Origin of the sequence: Kitasatospora sp. NPDC056273 (genome assembly GCF_042268845.1) — a bacterium.
Lineage (GTDB): Bacteria > Actinomycetota > Actinomycetes > Streptomycetales > Streptomycetaceae > Kitasatospora.
This window is the reverse complement of record NZ_JBHJSJ010000007.1, coordinates 50,852-71,852: the sequence shown is the minus strand read 5'-3', so window position 1 is coordinate 71,852 and position 21,001 is coordinate 50,852. Positions and strand designations below refer to the sequence as shown.

General features: G+C 69.1%; 16 protein-coding genes and 1 pseudogene. 4 read left to right on the top strand and 13 right to left on the bottom strand.

What is annotated here, in order from left to right; translation table 11 throughout:
- Positions 1-81 precede the first annotated feature (81 nt).
- Together ACFCY1_RS08970 and ACFCY1_RS08965 are read left to right on the top strand one after the other, a co-directional pair.
- Positions 82-1,179: a PP2C family protein-serine/threonine phosphatase gene (locus ACFCY1_RS08970; protein ID WP_159028402.1), complete on the top strand. Its 1,098-nt coding sequence runs from the start codon at positions 82-84 to the stop codon at positions 1,177-1,179.
- A 358-nt stretch (positions 1,180-1,537) separates the two neighbouring features.
- Positions 1,538-2,374 carry a helix-turn-helix domain-containing protein gene (locus ACFCY1_RS08965; RefSeq protein ID WP_375874035.1) on the top strand — a complete coding sequence of 279 codons (837 nt, stop codon included), beginning with the start codon at positions 1,538-1,540 and terminating at the stop codon, positions 2,372-2,374.
- A gap of 697 nt (positions 2,375-3,071) precedes the next feature.
- Here the strand turns inward: ACFCY1_RS08965 and ACFCY1_RS08960 are convergent.
- From ACFCY1_RS08960 to ACFCY1_RS08940, 5 genes are all read right to left on the bottom strand, one after another.
- Positions 3,072-3,851, bottom strand: coding sequence for a hypothetical protein (locus ACFCY1_RS08960; protein WP_375874034.1), 780 nt, complete (start codon positions 3,849-3,851; stop codon positions 3,072-3,074).
- Positions 3,852-4,005: 154 nt separating this feature from the next.
- Complete coding sequence (locus ACFCY1_RS08955; protein WP_375874033.1) at positions 4,006-5,886, bottom strand: UvrD-helicase domain-containing protein; 1,881 nt, start codon at positions 5,884-5,886, stop codon at positions 4,006-4,008.
- Positions 5,883-7,742 (bottom strand): ATP-dependent endonuclease, encoded by a 1,860-nt coding sequence (locus ACFCY1_RS08950; RefSeq protein WP_375874032.1) that lies wholly within the window; start codon positions 7,740-7,742, stop codon positions 5,883-5,885. Before ACFCY1_RS08950 ends, ACFCY1_RS08955 begins: the two co-directional genes overlap by 4 nt.
- 345 nt (positions 7,743-8,087) lie before the next feature.
- The gene (locus tag ACFCY1_RS08945; RefSeq protein WP_375874031.1) at positions 8,088-9,239 is read right to left on the bottom strand and encodes a helix-turn-helix domain-containing protein; all 1,152 of its coding nucleotides are present in this window, start codon (positions 9,237-9,239) and stop codon (positions 8,088-8,090) included.
- 43 nt (positions 9,240-9,282) lie between these two features.
- Positions 9,283-9,981, bottom strand: a complete 699-nt coding sequence (locus tag ACFCY1_RS08940) for a hypothetical protein (RefSeq protein ID WP_375874030.1) — start codon at positions 9,979-9,981, stop codon at positions 9,283-9,285.
- Positions 9,982-10,222: 241 nt separating this feature from the next.
- Between ACFCY1_RS08940 and ACFCY1_RS08935 the strand changes: the two are divergent.
- Positions 10,223-10,360, top strand: a pseudogene (locus ACFCY1_RS08935) (MFS transporter); the annotation flags it as partial.
- A gap of 286 nt (positions 10,361-10,646) precedes the next feature.
- Here the strand turns inward: ACFCY1_RS08935 and glnA are convergent.
- On the bottom strand, positions 10,647-12,059 hold the full coding sequence (gene glnA / locus ACFCY1_RS08930) for a type I glutamate--ammonia ligase (RefSeq protein WP_049656821.1): 1,413 nt from the start codon (positions 12,057-12,059) through the stop codon (positions 10,647-10,649).
- A 275-nt stretch (positions 12,060-12,334) separates the two neighbouring features.
- Here glnA and ACFCY1_RS08925 point away from each other — a divergent pair, with 275 nt between their 5' ends.
- On the top strand, positions 12,335-12,802 hold the full coding sequence (locus ACFCY1_RS08925; protein ID WP_074000874.1) for an RDD family protein: 468 nt from the start codon (positions 12,335-12,337) through the stop codon (positions 12,800-12,802).
- 102 nt (positions 12,803-12,904) lie between these two features.
- Here ACFCY1_RS08925 and ACFCY1_RS08920 read toward each other — a convergent pair whose 3' ends face one another.
- The 7 genes from ACFCY1_RS08920 to ACFCY1_RS08890 form a co-directional block, all read right to left on the bottom strand.
- Positions 12,905-13,594, bottom strand: a complete 690-nt coding sequence (locus ACFCY1_RS08920) for a DUF4191 domain-containing protein (RefSeq protein ID WP_049656816.1) — start codon at positions 13,592-13,594, stop codon at positions 12,905-12,907.
- 109 nt (positions 13,595-13,703) lie between these two features.
- Positions 13,704-13,937 carry a hypothetical protein gene (locus ACFCY1_RS08915; protein WP_074000875.1) on the bottom strand — a complete coding sequence of 78 codons (234 nt, stop codon included), beginning with the start codon at positions 13,935-13,937 and terminating at the stop codon, positions 13,704-13,706.
- Positions 13,938-14,229: 292 nt separating this feature from the next.
- Positions 14,230-15,183: a lipoyl synthase gene (gene lipA / locus ACFCY1_RS08910; protein WP_049656812.1), complete on the bottom strand. Its 954-nt coding sequence runs from the start codon at positions 15,181-15,183 to the stop codon at positions 14,230-14,232.
- 238 nt (positions 15,184-15,421) lie between these two features.
- Entirely contained in the window at positions 15,422-16,192 is a 771-nt protein-coding gene (lipB, locus tag ACFCY1_RS08905) for a lipoyl(octanoyl) transferase LipB (RefSeq protein ID WP_049656811.1), read from the bottom strand.
- Positions 16,193-16,342: 150 nt separating this feature from the next.
- Positions 16,343-18,283 (bottom strand): helix-turn-helix domain-containing protein, encoded by a 1,941-nt coding sequence (locus tag ACFCY1_RS08900; protein ID WP_375874029.1) that lies wholly within the window; start codon positions 18,281-18,283, stop codon positions 16,343-16,345.
- 67 nt (positions 18,284-18,350) lie between these two features.
- On the bottom strand, positions 18,351-19,730 hold the full coding sequence (locus ACFCY1_RS08895) for an MFS transporter (protein WP_049659105.1): 1,380 nt from the start codon (positions 19,728-19,730) through the stop codon (positions 18,351-18,353).
- Positions 19,731-19,883: 153 nt separating this feature from the next.
- Complete coding sequence (locus tag ACFCY1_RS08890; protein ID WP_049659106.1) at positions 19,884-20,645, bottom strand: 3-hydroxybutyrate dehydrogenase; 762 nt, start codon at positions 20,643-20,645, stop codon at positions 19,884-19,886.
- Between the last annotated feature and the right edge of the window lie 356 nt (positions 20,646-21,001).

Here is a 21,001-nt window from a genome sequence, read left to right as displayed (position 1 = left end):
GCCCGTGGGAGAGCATGGAGGGACCAAACCGGCCAATCCGGGCGGATCGCCCGGAGCGGCCGCCTGCCAGGAGGTCCCGCCGTGCGCACAGCACCCCGCCCGCCGCGTCCCGCGGCGCTGGAGCCCAAGGCGCCGCGGTGGGTGCCCTGGCTGCCGGTGCTCCTGCTGGTGCTGGACCTGGTCGCCGAGGCCGTCGTCCCGGACGCCGTCGCCGCCGGCTTCCTGCTGACCGCGCTGCCCGTGGTGGCCGCGTTCAGCTACGGGCCGGTGCTGACCGCCGTCACCACGGCCGGCTCCCTGGGCCTCCAGCTCGTCCTGGCGCTGCGCGCGGACCACGTCGACGAGCAGCACCACGTCTGGGTCTACATCGCCACCCTGCTCTCCGGCGTCATGGGCACCGCCCTGTCCTGGCAGCGCACCCGGCAGAACCGCAACCTGCTCCAGGCCCGTACGGTCGCCGAGACCCTGCAGCGCACCGTGCTGCGCCCGGTGCCCGAACGGGCCGGCGGGCTGCGGGTGGCCGGCCTCTACCGCCCGGCCCAGGCCGACGTCCTGGTCGGCGGCGACCTGTACGAGGTGTGCGACACCCGCTTCGGCGTGCGGGTGCTGCTCGGCGACGTCCGGGGCAAGGGCCTGGCCGCGGTCCGCACCGTCGCCGACGTCCTCGGCGCGTTCCGGGCGGCCGCGTACGACACCCCCGGGCTGGTCGACCTCGCCGACCAGTTGGACCGTGCGGTGCTGCGCGACGCCGCCGACCGCGGCGACGACGAGCTGTTCGCCACCGCCGTCCTGCTCCAGTACCGGCCCGGCTCGGACTGCGTGGAGATCGTCAACCGCGGCCACACCACCCCGCTGCTCCTCGGCGGCGGGGGCATATCCCCGGTGTCCTGCGCCGACGAGCTCCCGCTCGGCCTGGGCCACCTCGGCCCCGCCGACGAGCGCAGCAAGGCGATCGCCGTCGCGCTGCCCCCGGGCCACACCGTCCTGCTCTACACCGACGGCGTCAGCGAGGCCCGCGACACCACCGGCGCCTTCTACCCGCTGGCCCCCCGCCTCGCCGCCCTCGGCACCACCGCCCCCGACCGCGTGGTCTCCTTCCTGGCCCAGGACGTCCACCGCTACGCCGGCCTCCTCGCCGACGACCTCGCCGTCCTCGCCCTCACCCCGGACACCCCGTAGCCCGACGGCCAGAACAGGTCAGGACGTCTCCTGGGAACGCAGAAGCTGAATTCACTCGATCGAGCTAAGGAAGCCCTCAGTAGGAGCGGATCGCCGAGTCGGTCCAGCATGCTCTGTCCAGGCCGATGGGCCAGATCTGGGGTGGGTTGTGCGTGACGTTTTCGATCGCATACAAGAGTACGCTCGCACGGCTTGTGGCGAGGGTCCTGTCTGCGTTCACATGGAAGATATTCGGGACTGCGAAATCAAGCGGCACCCGGACTATGAGAAATTCCGCGCAGATGCCGTTGCCGCCGGGCTGCGGGCTACCGCGGGCTCTCGATCCCGCCTCTGGGAGTCCATAGTGGCCAGGGCGAGGTTGTGCGATGTCGAGAGTGGCGAAAAATGGCGGATGATTATCCTGGACTGCCTTGCTCCAGTCCTTCGCGCGCGGTCCTGGAAGATATCCCGGGAGTTTTTCGTCGATCGACACGATGTCCAGTCGGACATGGTGGAGGCCGCGCTTGAAGCATGGAAAGCCACCGAAAAGGGGGTTCCTGTACACCAGGTTCGGGGGGCCATGGTGAAGGCGGCCGTCTCGTCGGCTTATCGGCGGGCGAAAGTGGACTCGCTCAGAAGCTTGACGAGCGACGTGGAAGCGCTCCTCTCGCTGGACAAGATGACCCATGTCCCTGCGCTGAGGGCGTCTTCGGTCGTCGGTGCCGCGAATTTTCAGGACTCCGACCTGGCCGAAATTATTCGAGGCGAGCGGCACGGAGCATTGTTTCAGGAGGTCGACTGCGTCGATCGAATGATGATTTTTCACGAGCAGATCCGTTCCGGGCAACGCCCGAAGATGAGCATACAAGCCGCTAGTGGCTCGGCGTTGGCCCGATCGGGAATCGCAGGTTCGGATCACTACTATAAAATTTCTGACTTCTTGCCCCCGGCCATGGGAATTCAGGAGGCTGCAGCGGCTTTGGGAGTATCCGAAGCCACTGCGCGTCGAATGGTCAGAGATGGCACATTTCCCTGTCCCGTGACGCTGATGGGTCGGATCTATAAAGTTTCGGTGAAAGCTTTCATGCGTGGCGTTGGAATCCAGGATGCGATCGTTCATCCGGACGACGTGGAAAACGGTGCAGTCCACGCCGCCGGATTCGGCGAGGTGAACATCGCGGAAAGCCCGACCGGGTTCGACTGTCCGGACGGGTGAGCGCGATCGACGGAGACCTCGTGCTTCGACCAGGCGGCACATGACGGCCGGCGCGTCCGCCCCGGCCGCTGTGAGGCGGAGGGTCACATCAAGAAGATCAAGGTCCGGTCGAGGCACCTTTGTCTCAAAGGTGCCTCGGCATCGCCGTCTTCGGGCGCGGCCAGAGCCGCGAACACCTACCTCCAGACGAGGTTCAGGTGCCTCGCCGCCTGCCCGTGCCACCCGCCCGACGGTGGGGCATCTCAACCAGGTCGGTTGCACCGTCACCCTCAACCCGATCGAGACCCTGGCCTGACCAATAGCACGACAGAACCCGGCGGCCGTTGACGGCCACCGGGTTCAAACCCTGCCCAAAACCCGTCTGAACTGATGCGGTCTACGCGTCAGAGGGGGCCCCTACAGGTCGTAGTTCTGATCGAACATGCCCCTGACCTGCGAAAACAGGAGCCTTATGGAAGATCATTTCACAACCAGTGCACACGCGGCGGTGATGACGATGAGAAGCGCCGAGCGTGGACCACGAGGTTGAGTCGGCGGCCCACTGCCTAGGCTGCGCAGAGTTACTACCCGTAAACGCCCGCGAAGGCAATGGCGGCACGGACCGTAGGCGAGGGCCGGCCAACCTCGCGGTCTCGCCGTTTAGGAGGAAAACCTCGGAGCGGGTTTCCGGATGCACAAAGCACAGTAGGACCGATCATCACGCCCCGGCGGCCGCTCCGGAAGCAGCCCAGGCCGCCTTCACTGCCTGGGCTGTGGGGTTTATGAAATCGGTGAGCAGGCACAGGGCACCATTGCACTGATCGCCCACGGCAGCCAGGTCGCGATGCCGGCGGCCTCGGCTCCCCTTGCCCGAGGGATCTATCAGATCGAGCTCATGGACGACTTCGTGGCGGGCGTCGAAGAACGACTGGTGCGTCTGGAGGACGGCGTCATCCAGACGGTCGCTGGAAATGCCAAGGGCATTGCGTACGGCGCGCAGTTCCTTCCAGCTCTGAATGCTGGCGCCAGTCAGGTCTTGCACGTAGAGGTCCATGAGGGCCGCCCGCGGGTCCAGGGACACGACGGCTTTCTTAGTCGCGTTGGTCACGCTACCGTTCAAGCGCTGTTCGTAGAAATGCTTGGTGAAGGCCCCGTGGGCCGGTCCGTCCGAGGCGAGTAGAGGTGTCAAGGCGTCGCGCAGGAGCGTCCGCAGGCAGGCGTCGACCCCAGCTGCGGTAAAGACAATCGCTGCTCGAGCAAGATCGCGTTGGTCCTCGGAGATCGGGCCACGAGGGTCACCCTGCTGCCGCAGCTGGTTGAGGGTGTTGAACAGTCCCGTCACCGACTTGTGGGTGGCAACGTATCGAGCCCAGCTGCGTTGGACCTCGGTAGGGCAGCCGTGCGGCTTGCGGCCGAGTGGCGACAGCTCGACAAGAATCATCTTGGACAAGCCATGCCTCCAAGTTCCTTTCGCCGCTGATCCGGCGATGTTGCCCACCACTCCACGATACCGAGCAATGTGATCACCTGCCGTGACGATGTTGGGATCCGCCCGCGGAATACGCGACACGTGAACATGCGGGCCTACCAGTCCACTGGTCGGTGGGGCATGGCGGGCAGTCGATGGCCCGTCGCCCGCGCTGTGCGGCCGTTCAGAGGCTGACTATGGACCAACCGTCGCGTCCCAGGGCTCCGAGGTGGGGATTCGCACGGTCTTCGTGGACGGCGACTGCAAGCAGGTATCTGGCGCGGGTGGCCGCGACGAAGGTGTTCATCGCAGCGTGTCGGCCGGTGGCCTTGAGTCTGCTGGCGGGCATCTCCCCAGCAATCACGGGGAGCAGGCTGCCCAGATCGTGGCTCTTCCCGTTCTTCGTGGCGCACTCAAGGATGAGGGTCGCGCAGTGTGTCTCGCCCTTCGCGCTCGCGACGGTGGTCGTAAGCACCGACGGCAGAGGTCCTCCCGAGGCATGCGGCAGCGGCGTGTAGGCCAGCCAGCGGGCATGGGTAGCCCTGTCTATCCAGACGGGGGCACCGACAGCCTCCTGCACCAGTTCCCCCAGGCGGTTGACGAATTCCTCCCAGGTGGCCGGGGTGTCGCAGTCGCCGTGTAGCGCCTTGACCAGGAGCACACGCAGGCGGTGGCCCGGTGTGCCTGGCGTGCGGTCGAGTTGAGGGAATGGCGGCAGGCTGTCAGGGAGAGCCTGGGCCGTGGTCGGCGCCTGCAACTCCCAGACCAGGGCTCGGATGGCTCCCCACAGAACAGTGATTGCGGAGCCGGCCTGGCTGGTGTGCAGCAGAACCGTTTTGGCGCTCCGGTAGGCGTGCAGCAGTCGACTTACCTCCACTGCCGTCCCAATGACAGGTTGGGGAAGGTAGCAACCGACCGCGCGGGGGAAGAGCCGTGAGGTTCCTGGGCTCTCGCGAGCGCCGAGGACCTTCGGTGGGTGCGCGGTGATGGCTTCGGGCGGCACTGCCCGCCGGACGAGTTCGCCGAAAGCGGGCAGAACCTGGGTGATGCTGCCCTCGGTGAAGGTGATGATGGCGAGAGCGCTCTCGGGGCCGTGGCCGCGGATCTCTTGCGGGCGGTGAACCGCTAGCCTGCTCGCCACTCTCGCCGGGCCCGCGCCGAAACGCAGGCTCACCGGGAGCTCCATCGCCTCCTCATTCGGGAATCTTCCTGCCGCAGGTCCGGCACCGTCTGTACCGAGGATGCGCTGATTGACGTCTCCCACGCACTGCACGACAGTGCTGTCCCCGAACACCGCCTCCAACAGGCGGCCCTGCTCCTCACCGGTGTCCTGCATCTCGTCTATCAGGACGAACGGGAACCGGGAGCGTAGGCCGGCGGCCAGGCGGGGATGTTGGTGCAGGTGTTGGGCGGCGATCGCATACATATCGGCATAGCGGAAGACACCGCGCAGGGAAAGGCACTCCTTCAGCTTCATCAACTGCCTGTAGCTGGCAGTGCCCCGATTGAGGTTGTCGACCTGGATCTGAAGTTTCGGCTCGGCGGGGTCGAAGACGTACGTGGCTTCGGTGACCATCTTCAGCCCGTCGGCTCGTTGCCGGGTGAAGGCCTTCAGCGTCCTGAACGGGCCCAACTCCAGAAGCCTGCGCGCCTGGGCAGCGAAGGCTTGGTCGTCGACGCTGCGGGTGGCGATCTTCAGCGAACGCAGGGCCGGCAGTGCGAGGAAGGTGTGGACGAAGCTCTGGATCGTCCCGACGAAGTGCGGGTAGTGCTCTAACCGCCGTGCCCGTCCGGTCAGTCGGCTCGTGATTTCCTGGGTGGCGGTGTTGGTGTGGGACAGGACGCAGAGGCCTTGGCGGTCGGACAACCAGCCGTCCGCCACCAGTGCGAGCTTCAGGGCGACCAGGGTGGTCTTGCCCGAGCCTGGGGCTGCCTGCAGGTGCAGTGGGCCACGGGCTTCCAAGAACGCGAACTGCTCGGGAGATGTCAGGGCGAGGCCCATGCTCCGGGCCTTGGCTTCGATGCTTTCACGGTCCAGGGCGGTGGGGGACAGGGGCAGCGTCACGACCGGGCACTCCCGCGCAGGTAGCCGATCGCCTCCACCAGGTAGCCCGGCAAGTCCTCGGGAGAGATGCCGGATGTCTCCAGCAGGCGGGCAGCGTGCTGGGCCGCGATCGGCTTACTGGTGTTTCCCACGCGCAGCGGACGGTAGATCCTGAGCGCGCACTCCTCCAGCGAGAGGCGATCGTCCTCCCGCCACTTCTTCACCTCCATGGCCGCGATCTCCTCGATTCCCACGAGATCCTCTGCCTTCGGCCACTTGGAGCGCTTGGCTGCGCTGATCGCCTGGTGCATCAGCGTCGCCATCGGCCATGAAGAGCGAGCCAAGTCGTATTCGAGGGTCCACCAGTTCGACACGAAGGTCCGGACGGCTCCGCCATCGCGCTTCTGCTTATTGACGACGCGTTCGCTCCGCTCCTCCGCAGTGAGGCTGCTCCACCGCGTGAGCTCCTTGGTCATTTCCTTGTCGGCTCCATCGGGAGCCAGGTCCATGTCCGTGATGCAGGCCACGCGTACCGGCGGCAGAGTGGAGTCCTTGCGCTGGAAGATTCGGGAATAGCGGAACAGGCCGGTGCTGCCGACATTCACGATGCTGACGCCGTTTTCGGCGAACGAGTGGCCAGCGACACGGGCGAGTGCGGGGAGGAGCAGGACCTCCGCATCTCCCTCGACCATGGCGACGGCCCGGGCGAAGAAGAGGTTCGCCTTGGTGGCGTCCAGGAACCGGCTGAGGAACGCGTAGTCCGAGGAGTCGAGTTGGGTGCATTCCGGCCGAAGAGGGAACGTCCGGCCCCGCGCCACGAGGGTCAGGTGCTCCACCGGCACACTGGAGGCGATGTGTGGGCTGTGCGTGGTGGCGATGATCTGGACGGGGGACTCGCCCCGACTGCGGTCCTGGAGCAGGTCGACGACGCGGGTCTGCAGCTGTGGGTGCATGTGGGCCTCGGGCTCCTCGATGAGGAGGATGGGGGAGGTGCTTTCCCGGCCCAGCAGGAGGAGTTCGGCGGCCATGAACAGGGCGTTGTTGTAGCCGAGGCCGTGACGGGTCGACTCGGTGAGGCCGGGGTCGGGTGCGAAGGCCAGCTCGAGGCGCTCAAGGACGCTTTGGAGCGATGCGGTCGTGGCGATGCTGATCGCGCCGGAGAGGGTGTCCTGGCCGATGGCGAACCTGTTCAGGTATCCGCTGTTGAGCTCGTCCCGGGCTTTCTGCACCAGGGTGTTGGCGTTGATGTGGTGGTTGGCGCGCTGCAGGATGCCCACCAAGGTGCCGGCACTGTCCTCGGCGGAGTCGAAGTCGTTCTCCCGCTGCTCGTGCATGCCGGGGTACTGGGTGAGGATCTGCGACAACCGCGAGTTGCGGCTGGCCCGCATCTCCCCTTCGGCATCGCGCAGCGGCCGCAGGTACGTCGCACGCAGACGCTCGCGGACTTCGCCGTCGAGCGGGGTCTCGCCCGCACGCACCCTGACGGACATGCGGTGGGGCACATCCGGGTCGAAGGGCTCTGCCCGCAGGGTCACGGTCAGCCGGGAAGCCTCTCCCGGAAGCGAGGTCAGGAACTCGCTGAAGGAGCCGATTTCCTGGTCATCGAGACCTTCGAACGTACAGCTGATCTGCAGGTAGTCGGCTCTGCCGTCAGCACCGCAATGGAGGTCGTCCGCTGTGATGCGGGTGAAGTCGGCGCTCGACGTCAGGCACAGCCGGATCGCGTCGACCACCGCGCTCTTGCCACTGTCGTTCTCTCCAACCAGAACGGTGAGGCCCGGCTCAAGAGCGAGGTCCAGAGCCGACCCCAGATCCGAGTCGGTGGCAGGCCCGCCGAAGATACGGAAGTTCTCGGCTTGCACGCGTGCCAGATACATGAACCCCTCTAATGTTCGCTGGCTGCCGCAGGCAGCCGCCACTCCCCGTACCGGCACGCTAGAGCGGCTGCGCTCCGCGGCGCAGCGAAGTAATCATGATGAGATGTAGACAACCAAACCGCTGACCGGCCCTGGAGCGCAGCGACCGGCCCCTCGTTCGGTGACGGACTATGAGGGCTTCTCCGCCCCGCAAGGACCTGCTCGGTCAGCGGGGTACCGCCGGGCCCTGGCTCAGTGAGCTCCGTCCTCAACCTTTTGGTTGAGGAGTCGCCGTCGTCAGTTGCGTCCGCACGGCGGCTCGTTGTGTTGAAGCCGACGTCGCGGATGCACTGGACCTCGGGGCGATCAAACCAGGCTTAGACGCGGCCGCTCGCCGACTGGAGCAGCAGATGACTCCCGGCCGCCTTCTTGCGCTGTGACGATGAGGCCGAATACGAGATCGTTCAAGTCGCTGGTGCGCAGGTGAAGCTCGCGGGCGACGTCGGGGAGTTTCACGCCCTCTTGGCGCATCGCGCTGAACACCTTCGCAAGGACCTGGGATGTCTCGTGCCGCAGCCCGCGAGGCTCGGCCTTGCGGTAACCGAGCCGGCCGAGGTCGACGCAGTGGGTGCGGTACTGCCAATCGGTCGTATGACCAAGTTCGTGAAGGCGGTGGGCGAGGGCCATCGCGGCGACCCGCCAGTGCTGTTTGGCGGTGAGGATCCAATCGGTGGTCGCGTTCTTCGGCGCTCGGGCGAGGATGTCGGGGGCCGGCATAAGCAGGGCCGCGGCGAAGCGGTGCGCTTCCGCCTCCGCGTCCGGGCCGTGCGGGATCTGTTCTTCGCCGTGAAGGACCAGGTGACCAAGTTCGTGAGCGGCGTCGAAGCGGCTGCGCTCGGCGGTCTTCGTGGTATTCAGCAGCACAAAGGGCGTGCCACGGTTCCAGAACGAGAACGCGTCCACGTCCTTGCAGTCGCGGGACAGCGAGAACACGCGGGTTCCGTGCGCTTCGAGAAGATGCAGCATGTTCCCGATTGGGGCGTTCCCGAGGCCCCACCGAGCCCGGACCAGGTTTGCTGCTTCCTCGGCTGGCGGTAGGCCCTCGGAGGCCTGTCCTGGCATCGGGATATCGGCGACGTCAGTACGGCAGCGGCTGAAGGAGGTCAGCGACGGCAGGTCGTGATCGAGGAGGCGAAACCGTTCGCCGATCCAATTCTGGAGTTCCCACGCCATGCGCCCGTTACTGAGAGCGATGTCTCGCTGAGAGGCAGTCATCTTGCTGGGCGCACGGAAACTCACCGCGTCCGGGGGAAGGTCGGCGACCTCGTCCGCGTGGAAGAACGACTCAGGAAAGTCCAGAGTCTGGGCGAGAGAGGCGAGCGACGCCGCGGAGGGTGTGGCCTTGCCGCTCTCGAAGTCGCCCAGCCGCCGGGTGGTGATCCCGGCGAGCTGGGAGAGACGGGTGACGGTCAGGCCCCGGCGCTTGCGCGCCAGGACGAGCCGGGATGCGGTGATCATGGGAGGAGCACGTTTCGGGGGAGAGGGCGGACGGGTACTTCGCTCAGCCCAGTCGTTCGACCGGAATGTCGAACCCGCTGTTCGGGTCGATAGCGTCCTCGAACGGGGTGAAGCCGTCGAAGTCGATCTCGGGAAGGATAATCCGCTCGTTCCACACATCGATCTTTCCGTGCTCGCCAGCGCCTTCCGGGAGAGACAGCTCAGCGTGCAGACGGACACCGGACTTCGTGCTCACGTGCTGATACAGCAAGAACCACGTCGGAATTCCGTCGCCGACCTCCACGTCCTCCTCGCCGAAGCCGACACCGGGGATCAGTAGCTGGCGGTTTGTCGCTACCCGTCCCATCACGGCTGTGCCCTTGGAGTAGCGGGTCGTTGGCTTCAAGGCGCCGAAACCTGTCTCGCGGCTCCCGCTGGAGACGGTGATTGCGAACTCTTCGGACGGGGCGACGAGCAGTGGGACGTTGCGCGGACTCGCGGCGGTCCAGCCATGCGGCAGATAGGTCTCGCGGAGGAACCGTACAGTGCGACCCCAGAAGATGTTGCCGGGCAGAGAAATGGGGTCCAGGCCGGTGCAGAAGTTTCGTTCGGCCTCGGCACGCTGCAGCACGGTGTCGATGTTCTCGACAGCCGATGGCGTGCCCTCGGGCGACAGTCCGAGCTTCTTGAGGCGTTCCTCGACCTCGTGCACGTCTGTCCACACCACGGTCATTTTTGCGCCGCCCCTCTGGATCACCGCCAACTTCCGGATACTCTCCCTCATTTGAGGTGGAAAATCAAGAAGCGGTGCTAGTGGGGGCGGGTGTCGACGAGGTCAGGTGCATCCCTGAAGTGAGGGTCGCCCGCTGATCGAGGCGGTGAGGTGCGTCCGACGACAGCGCGAGCGTGTTGGGGCACCACGTCCCTCGGGGTCGACAGTCCTGGACATCCATGGAGAGGCCTTCGAGTCGGTAGCTCAGGACCACGAGGGCCGGGCCCGGCCCACCAGGTGGTCCACCCAGGCGACCACCGCCGCGTTCTCGGCGGCGCTGCTGACCTCCGTGCTGGCCGGGGTTCTGATCGGCCGCCTGTCGGACCGGCGCGGCCCGAGGGCGGTAATGACGGCCAGCTCCGCTCCTGGCGAGCGTGGGCGGCAGAGCTGGCAAGAGGTCGAACCTGCTAAGTCGGCAGCCTCCGAGTGATGGCTACCGAGAGTAGCGAGATGGCGTACTGCCCAGCGCTGGCAAGGGCAACGGGGTGATCATCGCGAGTTCGATCTATGCGTGCTCATTTCACACTCATTTCACATCGCGAGTCCCAGAGGTGCCGCAGCCGACCCCTCTCCACGCGTTTCCGCAGGTCAGGACCCTGCCCGACCTGCGGAAACGATGAGAGATCAAACTGCATTTCCGCAGGTCAGAGGGGGTCCTACAGGTCGTAGTAGAGCTCGAACTCGTGGGGGTGGGGGCGGAGGGCGATCGGGGCGATCTCGTTGGTGCGCTTGTAGTCGATCCAGGTCTCGATGAGGTCCGGGGTGAAGACGTTGCCGGCGAGGAGGTACTCGTGGTCGGCTTCCAGGGCCTCCAGGACGGCGGGGAGGGAGGAGGGGACCTGGGGGACGTTGGCGTGCTCCTCGGGGGCCAGCTCGTAGAGGTCCTTGTCGACGGGCTCCAGCGGCTCGATCTTGTTGCGGATGCCGTCGAGGCCGGCCATCAGCATGGCGGCGAAGGCCAGGTAGGGGTTGGAGGCCGGGTCCGGGGCGCGGAACTCGATGCGCTTGGCCTTGGCGTTGGAGCCGGTGATCGGGATGCGGATCGCGGCGGAGCGGTTGCGCTGCGAGTAGACCAGGTTGACCGGCGCCTCGAAGCCCGGCACCAGGCGGTGGTAGGAGTTCACCGAGGGGTTGGTGAAGGCCAGCAGCGAGGGGGCGTGCCGCAGCAGGCCGCCGATGTAGTAGCGGGCGGTGTCGGAGAGTCCGGCGTAGCCCTGCTCGTCGTAGAAGAGCGGCGAGCCCTCGGTCCACAGGGACTGGTGGACGTGCATGCCGGAGCCGTTGTCGCCGAAGATCGGCTTCGGCATGAAGGTGGCGGTCTTGCCGTTCCGCCAGGCGACGTTCTTGATGATGTACTTGAACAGCATCAGGTCGTCGGCGGCGTGCAGCAGGGTGTTGAACTTGTAGTTGATCTCGGCCTGGCCGGCGGTGCCGACCTCGTGGTGCTGGCGCTCGACCTCCAGTCCGGCCTTGGCGAGCTCCAGCGACATCTCGGCGCGCAGGTCGGCGAAGTGGTCGACCGGCGGGACGGGGAAGTAGCCGCCCTTGTACTTGACCTTGTAGCCGCGCACGTCGCCCTCGGCGGCGCCGCTGTTCCAGGCGCCGGCCTCCGAGTCGATGTGGTAGAAGGACGCGTTGGCGCTGGTCTCGAAGCGGACCGAGTCGAAGACGTAGAACTCGGCCTCGGGCCCGAAGTACGCGGTGTCGGCGATGCCGGAGGAGGCCAGGTAGGCCTCGGCCTTCCTGGCGACGTTGCGCGGGTCGCGGCTGTAGGCCTCGCCGGTGACCGGGTCCTGGATGAAGAAGTTGATGTTGAGGTGCTTCTCGGCCCGGAAGGGGTCGAGGCGGGCGGTGGCGAGGTCCGGCACCAGGGCCATGTCGGACTCGTGGATGGCCTGGAAGCCGCGGATCGACGAGCCGTCGAACATCAGGATCTCGGACGGGTCGAAGGTCGCCGCAGGTACGGAGAAGTGCTGCAAGACGCCCGGCAGGTCGCAGAACCGGACGTCGACGAACTTCACGTCGTTGTCCTGGATGTACTGCTTCACTTCGGCGGCGTTGTTGAACATCCATCCTCCTCGGCGTGCGAATTGGGCTCACCATAGGAATGGGTCGTTTCCAGCCGGTGACCCGCTCGTTTCCTAGATGTTAACCACGGTCGCCTCGCGGGCGGCAAAGATGTACGGGACGGTACAAATCACCCCGCCCAGCTGCGCACCCTTCCGCAAGTGGTCTGGACCACTTGGAAGGGCGCCGGGATGACGATTCACCCGGTCGGGGGTGATGCCCCGGCCGGAGGGGAGCCGGTGGCGGTGCGACCCGTCAGCCCGGTTAGTGTGGATTCGTGGACACCAGAGAAGCGTTGGGATCGTGGATCGACGGCCCCCGGGCGGCCGCCGAGAAGATGGGCGCCGACTTCGGCCACCGCGGCGAGCGCCTCGGGCTGCCCAAGGAGGGCCCCGGCTCGATCGCCGGCCCCGGCCGCCGGATCGGCGCGCTGTTCGTGGACGGCTGGCTCGTCGCCCTGATCTCGTACGGGCTGATCGCCCGCGGCGACCAGGCCGAGGCCAACCTGTGGACCAGCCCGCTGTACTTCCTCGTCGCGGCGCTGATGCTGTCCACCACCGGCACGACGGTCGGCAAGCGGCTGTTCGGCCTCCGGGTGGTCCGGCTGGACGGACGCCGCGCGACCATCCCGCAGGTCCTGCTGCGCACCCTGCTGCTCTGCCTGGTGGTGCCGCCGCTGGTCTGGGACCGCGACACCCGTGGCCTGCACGACAAGGCGGTCGGCACCGTCGAGGTCCGCATCTAGCACGGTCCGGACAAGCCCGGCAGCGGATGCCGGACGACGCCGAAACGGCCCCGCTGAGGATTCAGCGGGGCCGTTCTCGTGTCGTGAGGGGCGGGGGAGGGGTCAGCGGGCCTGGCCGCCCTTGGGCATCCGGGCGCCCTTCGGCATCGGACCCTTGGGGATCGGCGCCTTGGAGAGCAGGTCGCCCAGCGCGCGCAGGCGGTCGTTGGTCTCGGTGACCTGGGCGGCGGTGATGGCGCGGGGCAGGCGCATCAGGTGGATCTGGAGCTTCTTCAGCGGGATCTCGCCCTCGCCGTTGCCCACCACGATGTCGTGCACCGGCACGTCGCCGACCACACGGGCCATCTTCTTCTTCTCGGAGGCCAGCAGCTGGCGGACCCGGTTCGGGTTGCCCTCGCCGATCAGCGCGATGCCGGCCCGGCCCACGGCGCGGTAGACCGCGTCCTGGCTACGGGTGACCGCGACCGGGGTGCTGTTGGAGCTCCAGCCGCGCCGGATGTTGTTCAGCACCGCCGCGACGGCGCCCGGCTGCCCCTCCATCTGCCCGAACGCGGCGCGCTCGGCCCGGCGCCCGAAGACGATCGCCATGGCCAGCACGGCCACGATGAAGCCCAGGATGCCCAGGTAGACGGGATGCTCGATCGCGAAGCCGATGGCGAGGAACACGCCGAAGGTCAGCAGGCCGACGCCGGCGATGATCAGGCCGATCTTGGTGTCGACCTTCTTGGTCATGGTGTACGCCAGACGGATCTGCTTCAGCCGTCCGGGGTTCTCGGATGTTTCCCTCGCCATAACGCTCATGGTACGTGGCACGGGTACGGGATATCCAAGCCCGGGTACCCGTTCGCCCCAACCGTGACCCGCGCGCCGGTGCGCCGTCGCGCACAGCGACGCCGGGGGCTCACTTCCGTGGCGTGGAACGGGTCCGCGGCGCGGGACGGCCCGGGGGCGTGGAGAGGGGCTGCGGCGTGGTCCGGGCGGCCTCCGCGTCGTCGTGCCGGCGGTCCGCCGCGTACCGGCGGTTCTCGCACACCGCCGCCCACGCGTTGCGGCGCGCGTGCTGCTGGCCGGGGGCCAGCAGGACGCTCTCGGCGTACCGCAGTGCCACTCCGACCGATCGGATCCGCATCCGCATGCCGAACAGCTCCTCTCCGGGCTGATGGGGGCCGAGCCGGCCGAGCCGGGTGAGACGGCCGTGGTGGCCGTGGTGACCGAGCCGGCCGAGGTGGCCGAGGTGGCCGAGAAGAATCGAACGCTCACCAAGCGTCCAGCGTCCCCACCCCGTGTTACCAGCCCGTGACCAGGCCGTCAAAGCGTGGTGAAACCGAAAGGGCGGAGCCGAAGCTCCGCCCTTTCCCTGGCTCGAACAGCACGGCCGGACCGAACGGTCCGACCGGCCCGATCAGACCGTACCGGTCAGGAGACCGTCAGACCGCGGCCTGCTCGCGCCGCTCCAGCGCCTGCCGGTACAGCCGGCCGGCCCGGTACGAGGACCGCACCAGCGGGCCCGACATGACGCCCGCGAAGCCCAGCTCCTCGGCCTCCTGCTGGAGCTCGACGAACTCCTGCGGCTTCACCCAGCGCTCCACCGGGTGGTGGCGCAGCGAGGGGCGCAGGTACTGGGTGATGGTGATCAGCTCGCAGCCGGCGCCGACCAGGTCGGCCAGCGCCTGGCTGACCTCCTCGCGGGTCTCGCCCATGCCGAGGATCAGGTTGGACTTGGTCACCAGCCCGGCCGCGCGGGCCTGGGTGATGACGTCCAGCGAGCGCTCGTAGCGGAAGGCCGGGCGGATCCGCTTGAAGATCCGCGGCACCGTCTCGACGTTGTGCGCGAGCACCTCGGGGCGGGAGGAGAAGACCTCGGCCAGCTGCTCGGGCACCGCGTTGAAGTCGGGGATGAGCAGCTCGACGCCGGTGCGGCCGGCCGCGCGGTCGGCGGTCATCGCGTGCACCTGGCGCACGGTCTCGGCGTACAGCCAGGCGCCGCCGTCCTCCAGGTCGTCGCGGGCGACGCCGGTGATGGTGGCGTAGTTGAGGTCCATGGTGACGATGGACTCGGCGACCCGGCGCGGCTCGTCGCGGTCGAACTCGGCGGGCTTGCCGGTGTCGATCTGACAGAAGTCGCAGCGGCGGGTGCACTGGTCACCGCCGATGAGGAAGGTCGCCTCGCGGTCCTCCCAGCACTCGAAGATGTTGGGGCAGCCGGCCTCCTGGCAGACCGTGTGCAGCCCCTCCTTCTTCACCAGCGACTGGAGGGCGTTGTACTCCGGGCCCATCTTCGCGCGGGTCTTGATCCACTCGGGCTTCCGCTCGATGGGGGTCTCGCTGTTGCGGACCTCCAGGCGGAGCAGCTTCCTGCCGTCGGGCGCGACAGCGGACACGTGCGACTCCTAGAACTAGACGGGGTACCCCCAGGGTACGCCTGTGGTTGTACGGCCTTCGTCGGGCCTGTTGCCCTGCAATCGCAGGGCAACATGGCTACCGGTCGGTAGATTCCCAGCGGCCGCCGGGATTTCCGACGGCCGTCAGGACAGCGGGGCGGACGGTCATCGGGGCGGACGGCCGTCAGGACGCATCAGGGCAGGTGTCCGGCGGTGCGCCGGAGCCGGGCGGCGGGGCTCAGCGGCTGAGCGCCGGCTCCGGCAGCTCGGCGAGGACGGCCGCCAGGTGCCGCTCGACCACCGGTGCCGCCTCGGCGGCGGACAGTCCGCGCCGCAGCTCGCCGGTGAGCGAGGCGACGCCCGCGTCCCGGATGCCGCACGGCACGATCTTGTCGAACCAGGTCATGTCCGGGTCGCAGTTGAGCGCGAAGCCGTGCATGGTGACCCCGCGGGCGACCCGCACGCCGATCGCGGCGAGCTTGCGGTCGTCCCCGCGCTGGCCGGCGTTGGAGGGCGCGTACTCGGGGCCGGCCAGGCGCGGGTCGATGCCCAGGGGCAGGCCCATCCGCAGGGTCAGCTTGCCGATGTCCACGACCTGCGCCGGGTCCACCACGGCGTCCGGGATGGACTCGCCCAGCACCCAGACCCCGCTGCGGCCCTCGACCCGGGTGGAGTCGATGCCGAACTCGCCGGCGGTGCGGATCAGCGCCTCCTCCAGCCGGCGGACGTAGGCGATGACGTCGATCGGGTCGGGCAGCTTGACGATCGGGTAGCCGACCAGCTGGCCGGGGCCGTGCCAGGTGATCTCCCCGCCGCGGTTGACCTCGACCACCGGCGTGCCGTCCAGCGGCAGGTCGGCGGGGTTGGTGCGCTTGCCCATGGTGTACACCGACTGGTGCTCCAGGAGCAGGACGGTGTCGGGGATCTCGTCCGCGACCCGCAGCGCGTGCAGCCGCTGCTGCTCCTCCCAGGCCTCCTGGTAGGGCACGGTCCGCTCACCTATGCCCATGCGAACAAAACGCACGTTCTCGCTCACCGCTGCCGCTCCTTGCCAGGCGTTCGAGACCAACCTCGCCACTGTACGCCCAGCCCGTCCGAACCCCTTCAGCCGCCTGCGGGCAGCGGCCCCGCCCAGCCCGCCCAGCCGCCCCGCCCCCGCTCAGCCCCCCGCGAGCAGCTGCAGCCGCAGCGCGAGCTGGAGCTCCAGCGACCGCTCCGGCTGGTTCCAGTCCCGCCCGAGCAGCGCCTCGACCCGGTCCAGCCGCTGGACCACGGTGTTCACGTGGACGTGCAGCTCGTCCTTGGCCCTGGTCAGGCTGCCGCCGCAGTCGAAGTAGGCGCGCAGGGTGCGGACCAGCTCGGTGCCGCGCCGGGCGTCGTAGGCCAGCAGCGGGCCGAGCGTCGCGCCGACGAAGCCGTCCACGTCGTGGCCGTCGCCGAGCAGCACGCCGAGGAAGCCGAGCGCCCGGGCGGAGGCGCCCTCCCCGGCCCGGCCGAGCACCCGCAGTGCCCGGAGGCAGCGCAGGCCCTCGCCGTAGGAGGCGGCCAGCGCGGACGGCCCGGCGGCCGGGCGGCCCGCGCCGACGGTGACCGGGAACCCGGCCAGCCGGGCCAGCCGTTCGGCGGCCTGCCGGGCGGTCTCCTCGGGATCGCCGGCGCCGACCGCGCCGCTACTGCCGCTGCTGCCACTGCCGATCTCGACGGGCGTCAGCAGCACCACCGTCTCGGCGTGCTCGGCGCTGACGCCCCGGGAGCCGAACAGGTAGCGCCGGGCCGCCCCGGCCAGCCGTCCGCGCTCGTCGGTCTTCCCGTCGGCCGGCTCCGCGACCAGCACCAGGTGCGGCCGGGCGAGGTCGACGCCGAGCCGGCGGCCGCGGGCGGTGAGCCCGGCCGGGTCGCGCTCGGGGGCGGTCAGCAGGTCGGTGAGCAGGTCGCCGCGGATCCGGTTCTCGGTCTCGGCGACGGAGCGGCGCAGCAGCAGGAGCAGGGCGGTGACCACGCTGGCCCGCTCGAACAGCCGCCGGTCGGCGTCGTCGAGGTCGGGGCGGCCGCGCAGCACCATGGTGCCGAGCGCGTCGTGCCCGGCCAGCACCGCGCAGACCCACTGCTCGCGGTGGCGTACGGACCGGCCCTCGGCGCGGGAGGCGGCGACCGCCTCGGCCAGTTCGGCGGCGGGGGCGGAGCGTCCGGCCAGCGGCTCGCCCTCGGCGTCCAGGACCGCTATCTCCCCGCCCAGCAGGGCGGCGACGGCGGCGGCGACGTCCGGTACCTCGGCGCCGCGCAGCACCAGGTCGGTGAGCCGGTCGTGGGCCTGCTCGGCGCGCTGGACAGCGGCGGAGTGGGCCCGGACCAGCTCGTTGGCGGCGTTCAGCTCGGCGAGCGCGGCCCGGGTGTCGGCCAGCGACTTGGCGGTGTCCAGGGCGATCGCGGCGTGCGCGGCCAGCGAGCAGAGCAGCGCGACCTCGTCGGGGGAGAAGGCGCGCGGCGAGCGGTCGGCGGCGAACAGGACGCCGATGACCTGCCCGCCGAGCAGCAGCGGCACCCCGATGATCGCCACCAGGCCCTCGTCCAGCACGCCCGCGTCGATCGTGCCGGTGTGGTGGAAGCGCTCGTCGGTGCGGTAGTCGGGGGTGGCGTACGGGCGGGCGGTCTGGGCGACCAGCCCGCCCAGGCCGTGGCCGAGGCTGAGCCGCAGGGTCTGGAACAGGACGGAGACCGAGCCGTCGGTGACCCGCATGTAGGTGTCCCCGGCGGCCTCGTCCGGCAGGGTCAGGTAGGCGGTGTCGGTGCCGAGCAGCATCCGGGCCCGGCGGACGATCGCCTGGAGCACGGTGTCCAGGTCCCGGGAGGCGGCGAGGTCCCCGGCGGTGTCGAACAGGGCGGTCAACTCGGCTTCGCGGCGCCGGTGTTGACGCAGGGTGCGGTGGACCCGCAGGGCCTGCCAGGTGGCGTCGTCGATCTCGGCGAGGACGGCGGCCGGCGCCCCGCGGCGGCGGGCGTCGGCCAGCACGTCGGCGAAGTCCTCGGTGGCGGCGCCGGAGGCGAGCAGGTCGAGCAGTCGCCGCAGCGCGGGCGCGGCGCTTTCCTGAGGGTGGTTCATGGTGCGTGCTGCCAATCGGCGTCGGTTCCGTCGGTTCCGAGAAAGCGCGATCGTACCGGCTCGGCCCTCAGACGACGGCGGGCCTTCCGGCCGCGGCGGCGTCCGGCTCCGGGCCGTCCTGGCCGGCCTGCCCCTCGACCTCCGCGAGGTCCAGGCCCCTGGTCTCCCGGCCGCAGAGCACCGCCAGGACGGTGACCGCCGCCGCGATGGCGACGTACACCGCGATGGGGGTGGCGCTGCCGTAGTCCTTGAGCAGCGCGGTGGCGATCAGCGGCGCCGGGGCGCCGGCCGCCACGGAGGAGAACTGGGCCCCGATCGAGGCGCCCGAGTACCGCATCCGGGTCGCGAACAGTTCGGAGAAGAAGGCGGCCTGGGGCGCGTACATGGCGCTGTGGAAGACCAGTCCGACGGTCACGGCGGCGAGCAGCGAGCCGAAGGACCTCGTGTCGACCAGGCCGAAGAAGACGAAGGCCCAGGCGCCCACCCCGACCGCGCCCACCAGGTAGACCGGCCTGCGCCCGACCCGGTCGGACAGCGCGCCGAACAGCGGGATCAGCGCGAACTGGATCGCGGAGGCGACCAGCACGGCGTTCAGCGCGGTCTGCTTGGAGAAGTGGGCGTGGTTGACGGCGTACACGAGCACGAACGTCGTCATCACGTAATAGGAGATGTTCTCCGCCATCCGCGCGCCCATGGCCACCAGCACCTCCCGCCAGTGGTTCCGCAACACCTCGACCAGCGGCGGCCGTTCGGGCGCCTTCCGGGACTGCTGCGCCGCCAGCGCCTGCTTGAACAGCGGCGACTCGTCCACCGCGAGCCGGATCCACATCCCGACCGCGACCAGCACCGCCGACAGCAGGAACGGCACCCGCCAGCCCCAGGCCAGGAACGCCGCGTCCGACTGCACCGCCGTCATCAGCGACAGCACCCCGGCCGCCAGCAGGTTCCCGGCCGGCGCCCCGCCCTGCGGCCAGGACGCCCAGAAGCCCCGTCGCCGCTGGTCCCCGTGCTCCGACACCAGCAGCACCGCGCCGCCCCACTCGCCGCCGAGCGCGAAGCCCTGCACCAGCCGCAGCACCGTCAGCAGCACCGGCGCCGCGACCCCGATCGAGTCGTAGGTCGGCAGCAGCCCGATCGCCGTGGTCGACCCGCCCATCAGCAGCAGGCTCACCACCAGCAGTTTCTTCCGCCCCACCCGGTCCCCGAAGTGCCCGAACACCAGCGCCCCGAGCGGCCGCGCCGCGAAGCCGATCGCGTAGGTCAGGAAGGAGAGCAGCGTCCCGGTCAGCGGATCGCTGTGCGGGAAGAACAGCTTCCCGAACACCAGGGCCGCCGCCGTTCCGTACAGGAAGTAGTCATACCACTCGATCGTCGTGCCGATCAGGCTCGCAGCCACCACTCTCGGGAGTGAACTGCTCGCCGCCGTACCTCGTGCGGAGGTGCTCATGGCCACCACTTCCAGAACCAGGGGGGAGACGATGTCGCCACAAGGTAGGAAGCGGCCGACCCCGGGACTATGTGGGCGGCCCACACAGTCCCGGGGCCGAATGTGCCCGCTCTCCCTATGAGAGGGATGGCCGGACCACGGAGCGCCCGCCGCTCAGTGCGCCGTCCAGCCACCGTCGACGGGGAGGCTGGCGCCGGTGATGTAGGAGGAGGCGGGGGAGCAGAGCCAGAGGGCGAGCTGGGCGACCTCGTCGGGTTCGATGAGGCGCTTCACGGCGGTGCGGTCGAGCATGATCCGCTCGACCACCTCGTCCTCGGGGATGCCGTGGGCGAGCGCCTGGGCGGCGATCTGCTTCTCCACCAGGGGGGTCCGGACGTAGCCCGGGTTGACGCAGTTGCTGGTGACGCCGTACGGCGCGCCCTCCAGGGCGACGGTCTTGCTCAGGCCCTCCAGCGCGTGCTTGGCGGTGACGTACGCGGACTTGAACGCGCTGGCGCGCAGGCCGTGGACGGAGGAGATGTTGACGACCCGGCCCCACCCCTGCTCGTACATGTGCGGCAGGGTGCGGCGCAGGATGCGGAAGGGGGCCTCGACCATGACGCGCTGGATGAGGGTGAAGCGGTCGGGCGGGAACTCGTGCACGGGGGCGACGTGCTGGAGGCCCGCGTTGTTGACGACGATGTCGGCGTCGTCCGGGAGGGCGTCCACGGCCCCGGGGTCGGCGAGGTCGGTGACGATCGCGCGGCCGCCGATCCGCTCGGCGAGCTCCTCGGCCGGGCCGGCCGCGAGGTCGACGACGTAGACCCGGGCGCCGGCCCCGGCGAAGGCCTCGGCGCAGGCCCGGCCGATGCCCGAGGCGGCCCCGGTGACCATGGCCGTGCGCCCGGCGAGCGGGCGGGCAGTAGAGGTGTCCATGGCCCAGAACGGTAGGAATCCGGCGGCCCCGCTCCCATGTGGCGGACCGCCACAGCATCCCGCCAGGTTGTGGCGTCGTCCGCCATGACGGCGACCCGCGGCCCGAACGGCGGATCGACCCTCGGAGAGGCCCTCGGGGAGGCCCCCGGAACCACCGACGGTTCGGCTACGGAAGACCAAACCCCTCCCGGCTCCGCTTCCCCACAATGGGCGCGGTTGCTTCACCCGTTCGGTGGATTGCTCGGTCAGATCCACCCATAGCGCCCGAATGCTCGCTACATTCACGCCGATTCCCGACAGGGGGCGCCGCCCCAGGCCGCCGAAGTGCTGGTGAGGCCCGGTGCGACGTCCGAGAG

What these genes read in the sequence shown, in the direction of transcription:
- ACFCY1_RS08950 (WP_375874032.1), bottom strand. Translation starts at nt 7,742, where the DNA reads ATGTATCTGGCACGCGTGCAAGCCGAGAACTTCCGTATCTTCGGCGGG.
- ACFCY1_RS08945 (WP_375874031.1), bottom strand. Translation starts at nt 9,239, where the DNA reads ATGATCACCGCATCCCGGCTCGTCCTGGCGCGCAAGCGCCGGGGCCTG.
- glnA (WP_049656821.1), bottom strand. Translation starts at nt 12,059, where the DNA reads ATGTTCAACAACGCCGCCGAAGTGAAGCAGTACATCCAGGACAACGAC.
- ACFCY1_RS08920 (WP_049656816.1), bottom strand. Translation starts at nt 13,594, where the DNA reads ATGGCGAGGGAAACATCCGAGAACCCCGGACGGCTGAAGCAGATCCGT.
- ACFCY1_RS08915 (WP_074000875.1), bottom strand. Translation starts at nt 13,937, where the DNA reads ATGCGGATGCGGATCCGATCGGTCGGAGTGGCACTGCGGTACGCCGAG.
- lipB (WP_049656811.1), bottom strand. Translation starts at nt 16,192, where the DNA reads ATGGGCATAGGTGAGCGGACCGTGCCCTACCAGGAGGCCTGGGAGGAG.
- ACFCY1_RS08900 (WP_375874029.1), bottom strand. Translation starts at nt 18,283, where the DNA reads ATGAACCACCCTCAGGAAAGCGCCGCGCCCGCGCTGCGGCGACTGCTC.
- ACFCY1_RS08895 (WP_049659105.1), bottom strand. Translation starts at nt 19,730, where the DNA reads ATGAGCACCTCCGCACGAGGTACGGCGGCGAGCAGTTCACTCCCGAGA.
- ACFCY1_RS08890 (WP_049659106.1), bottom strand. Translation starts at nt 20,645, where the DNA reads ATGGACACCTCTACTGCCCGCCCGCTCGCCGGGCGCACGGCCATGGTC.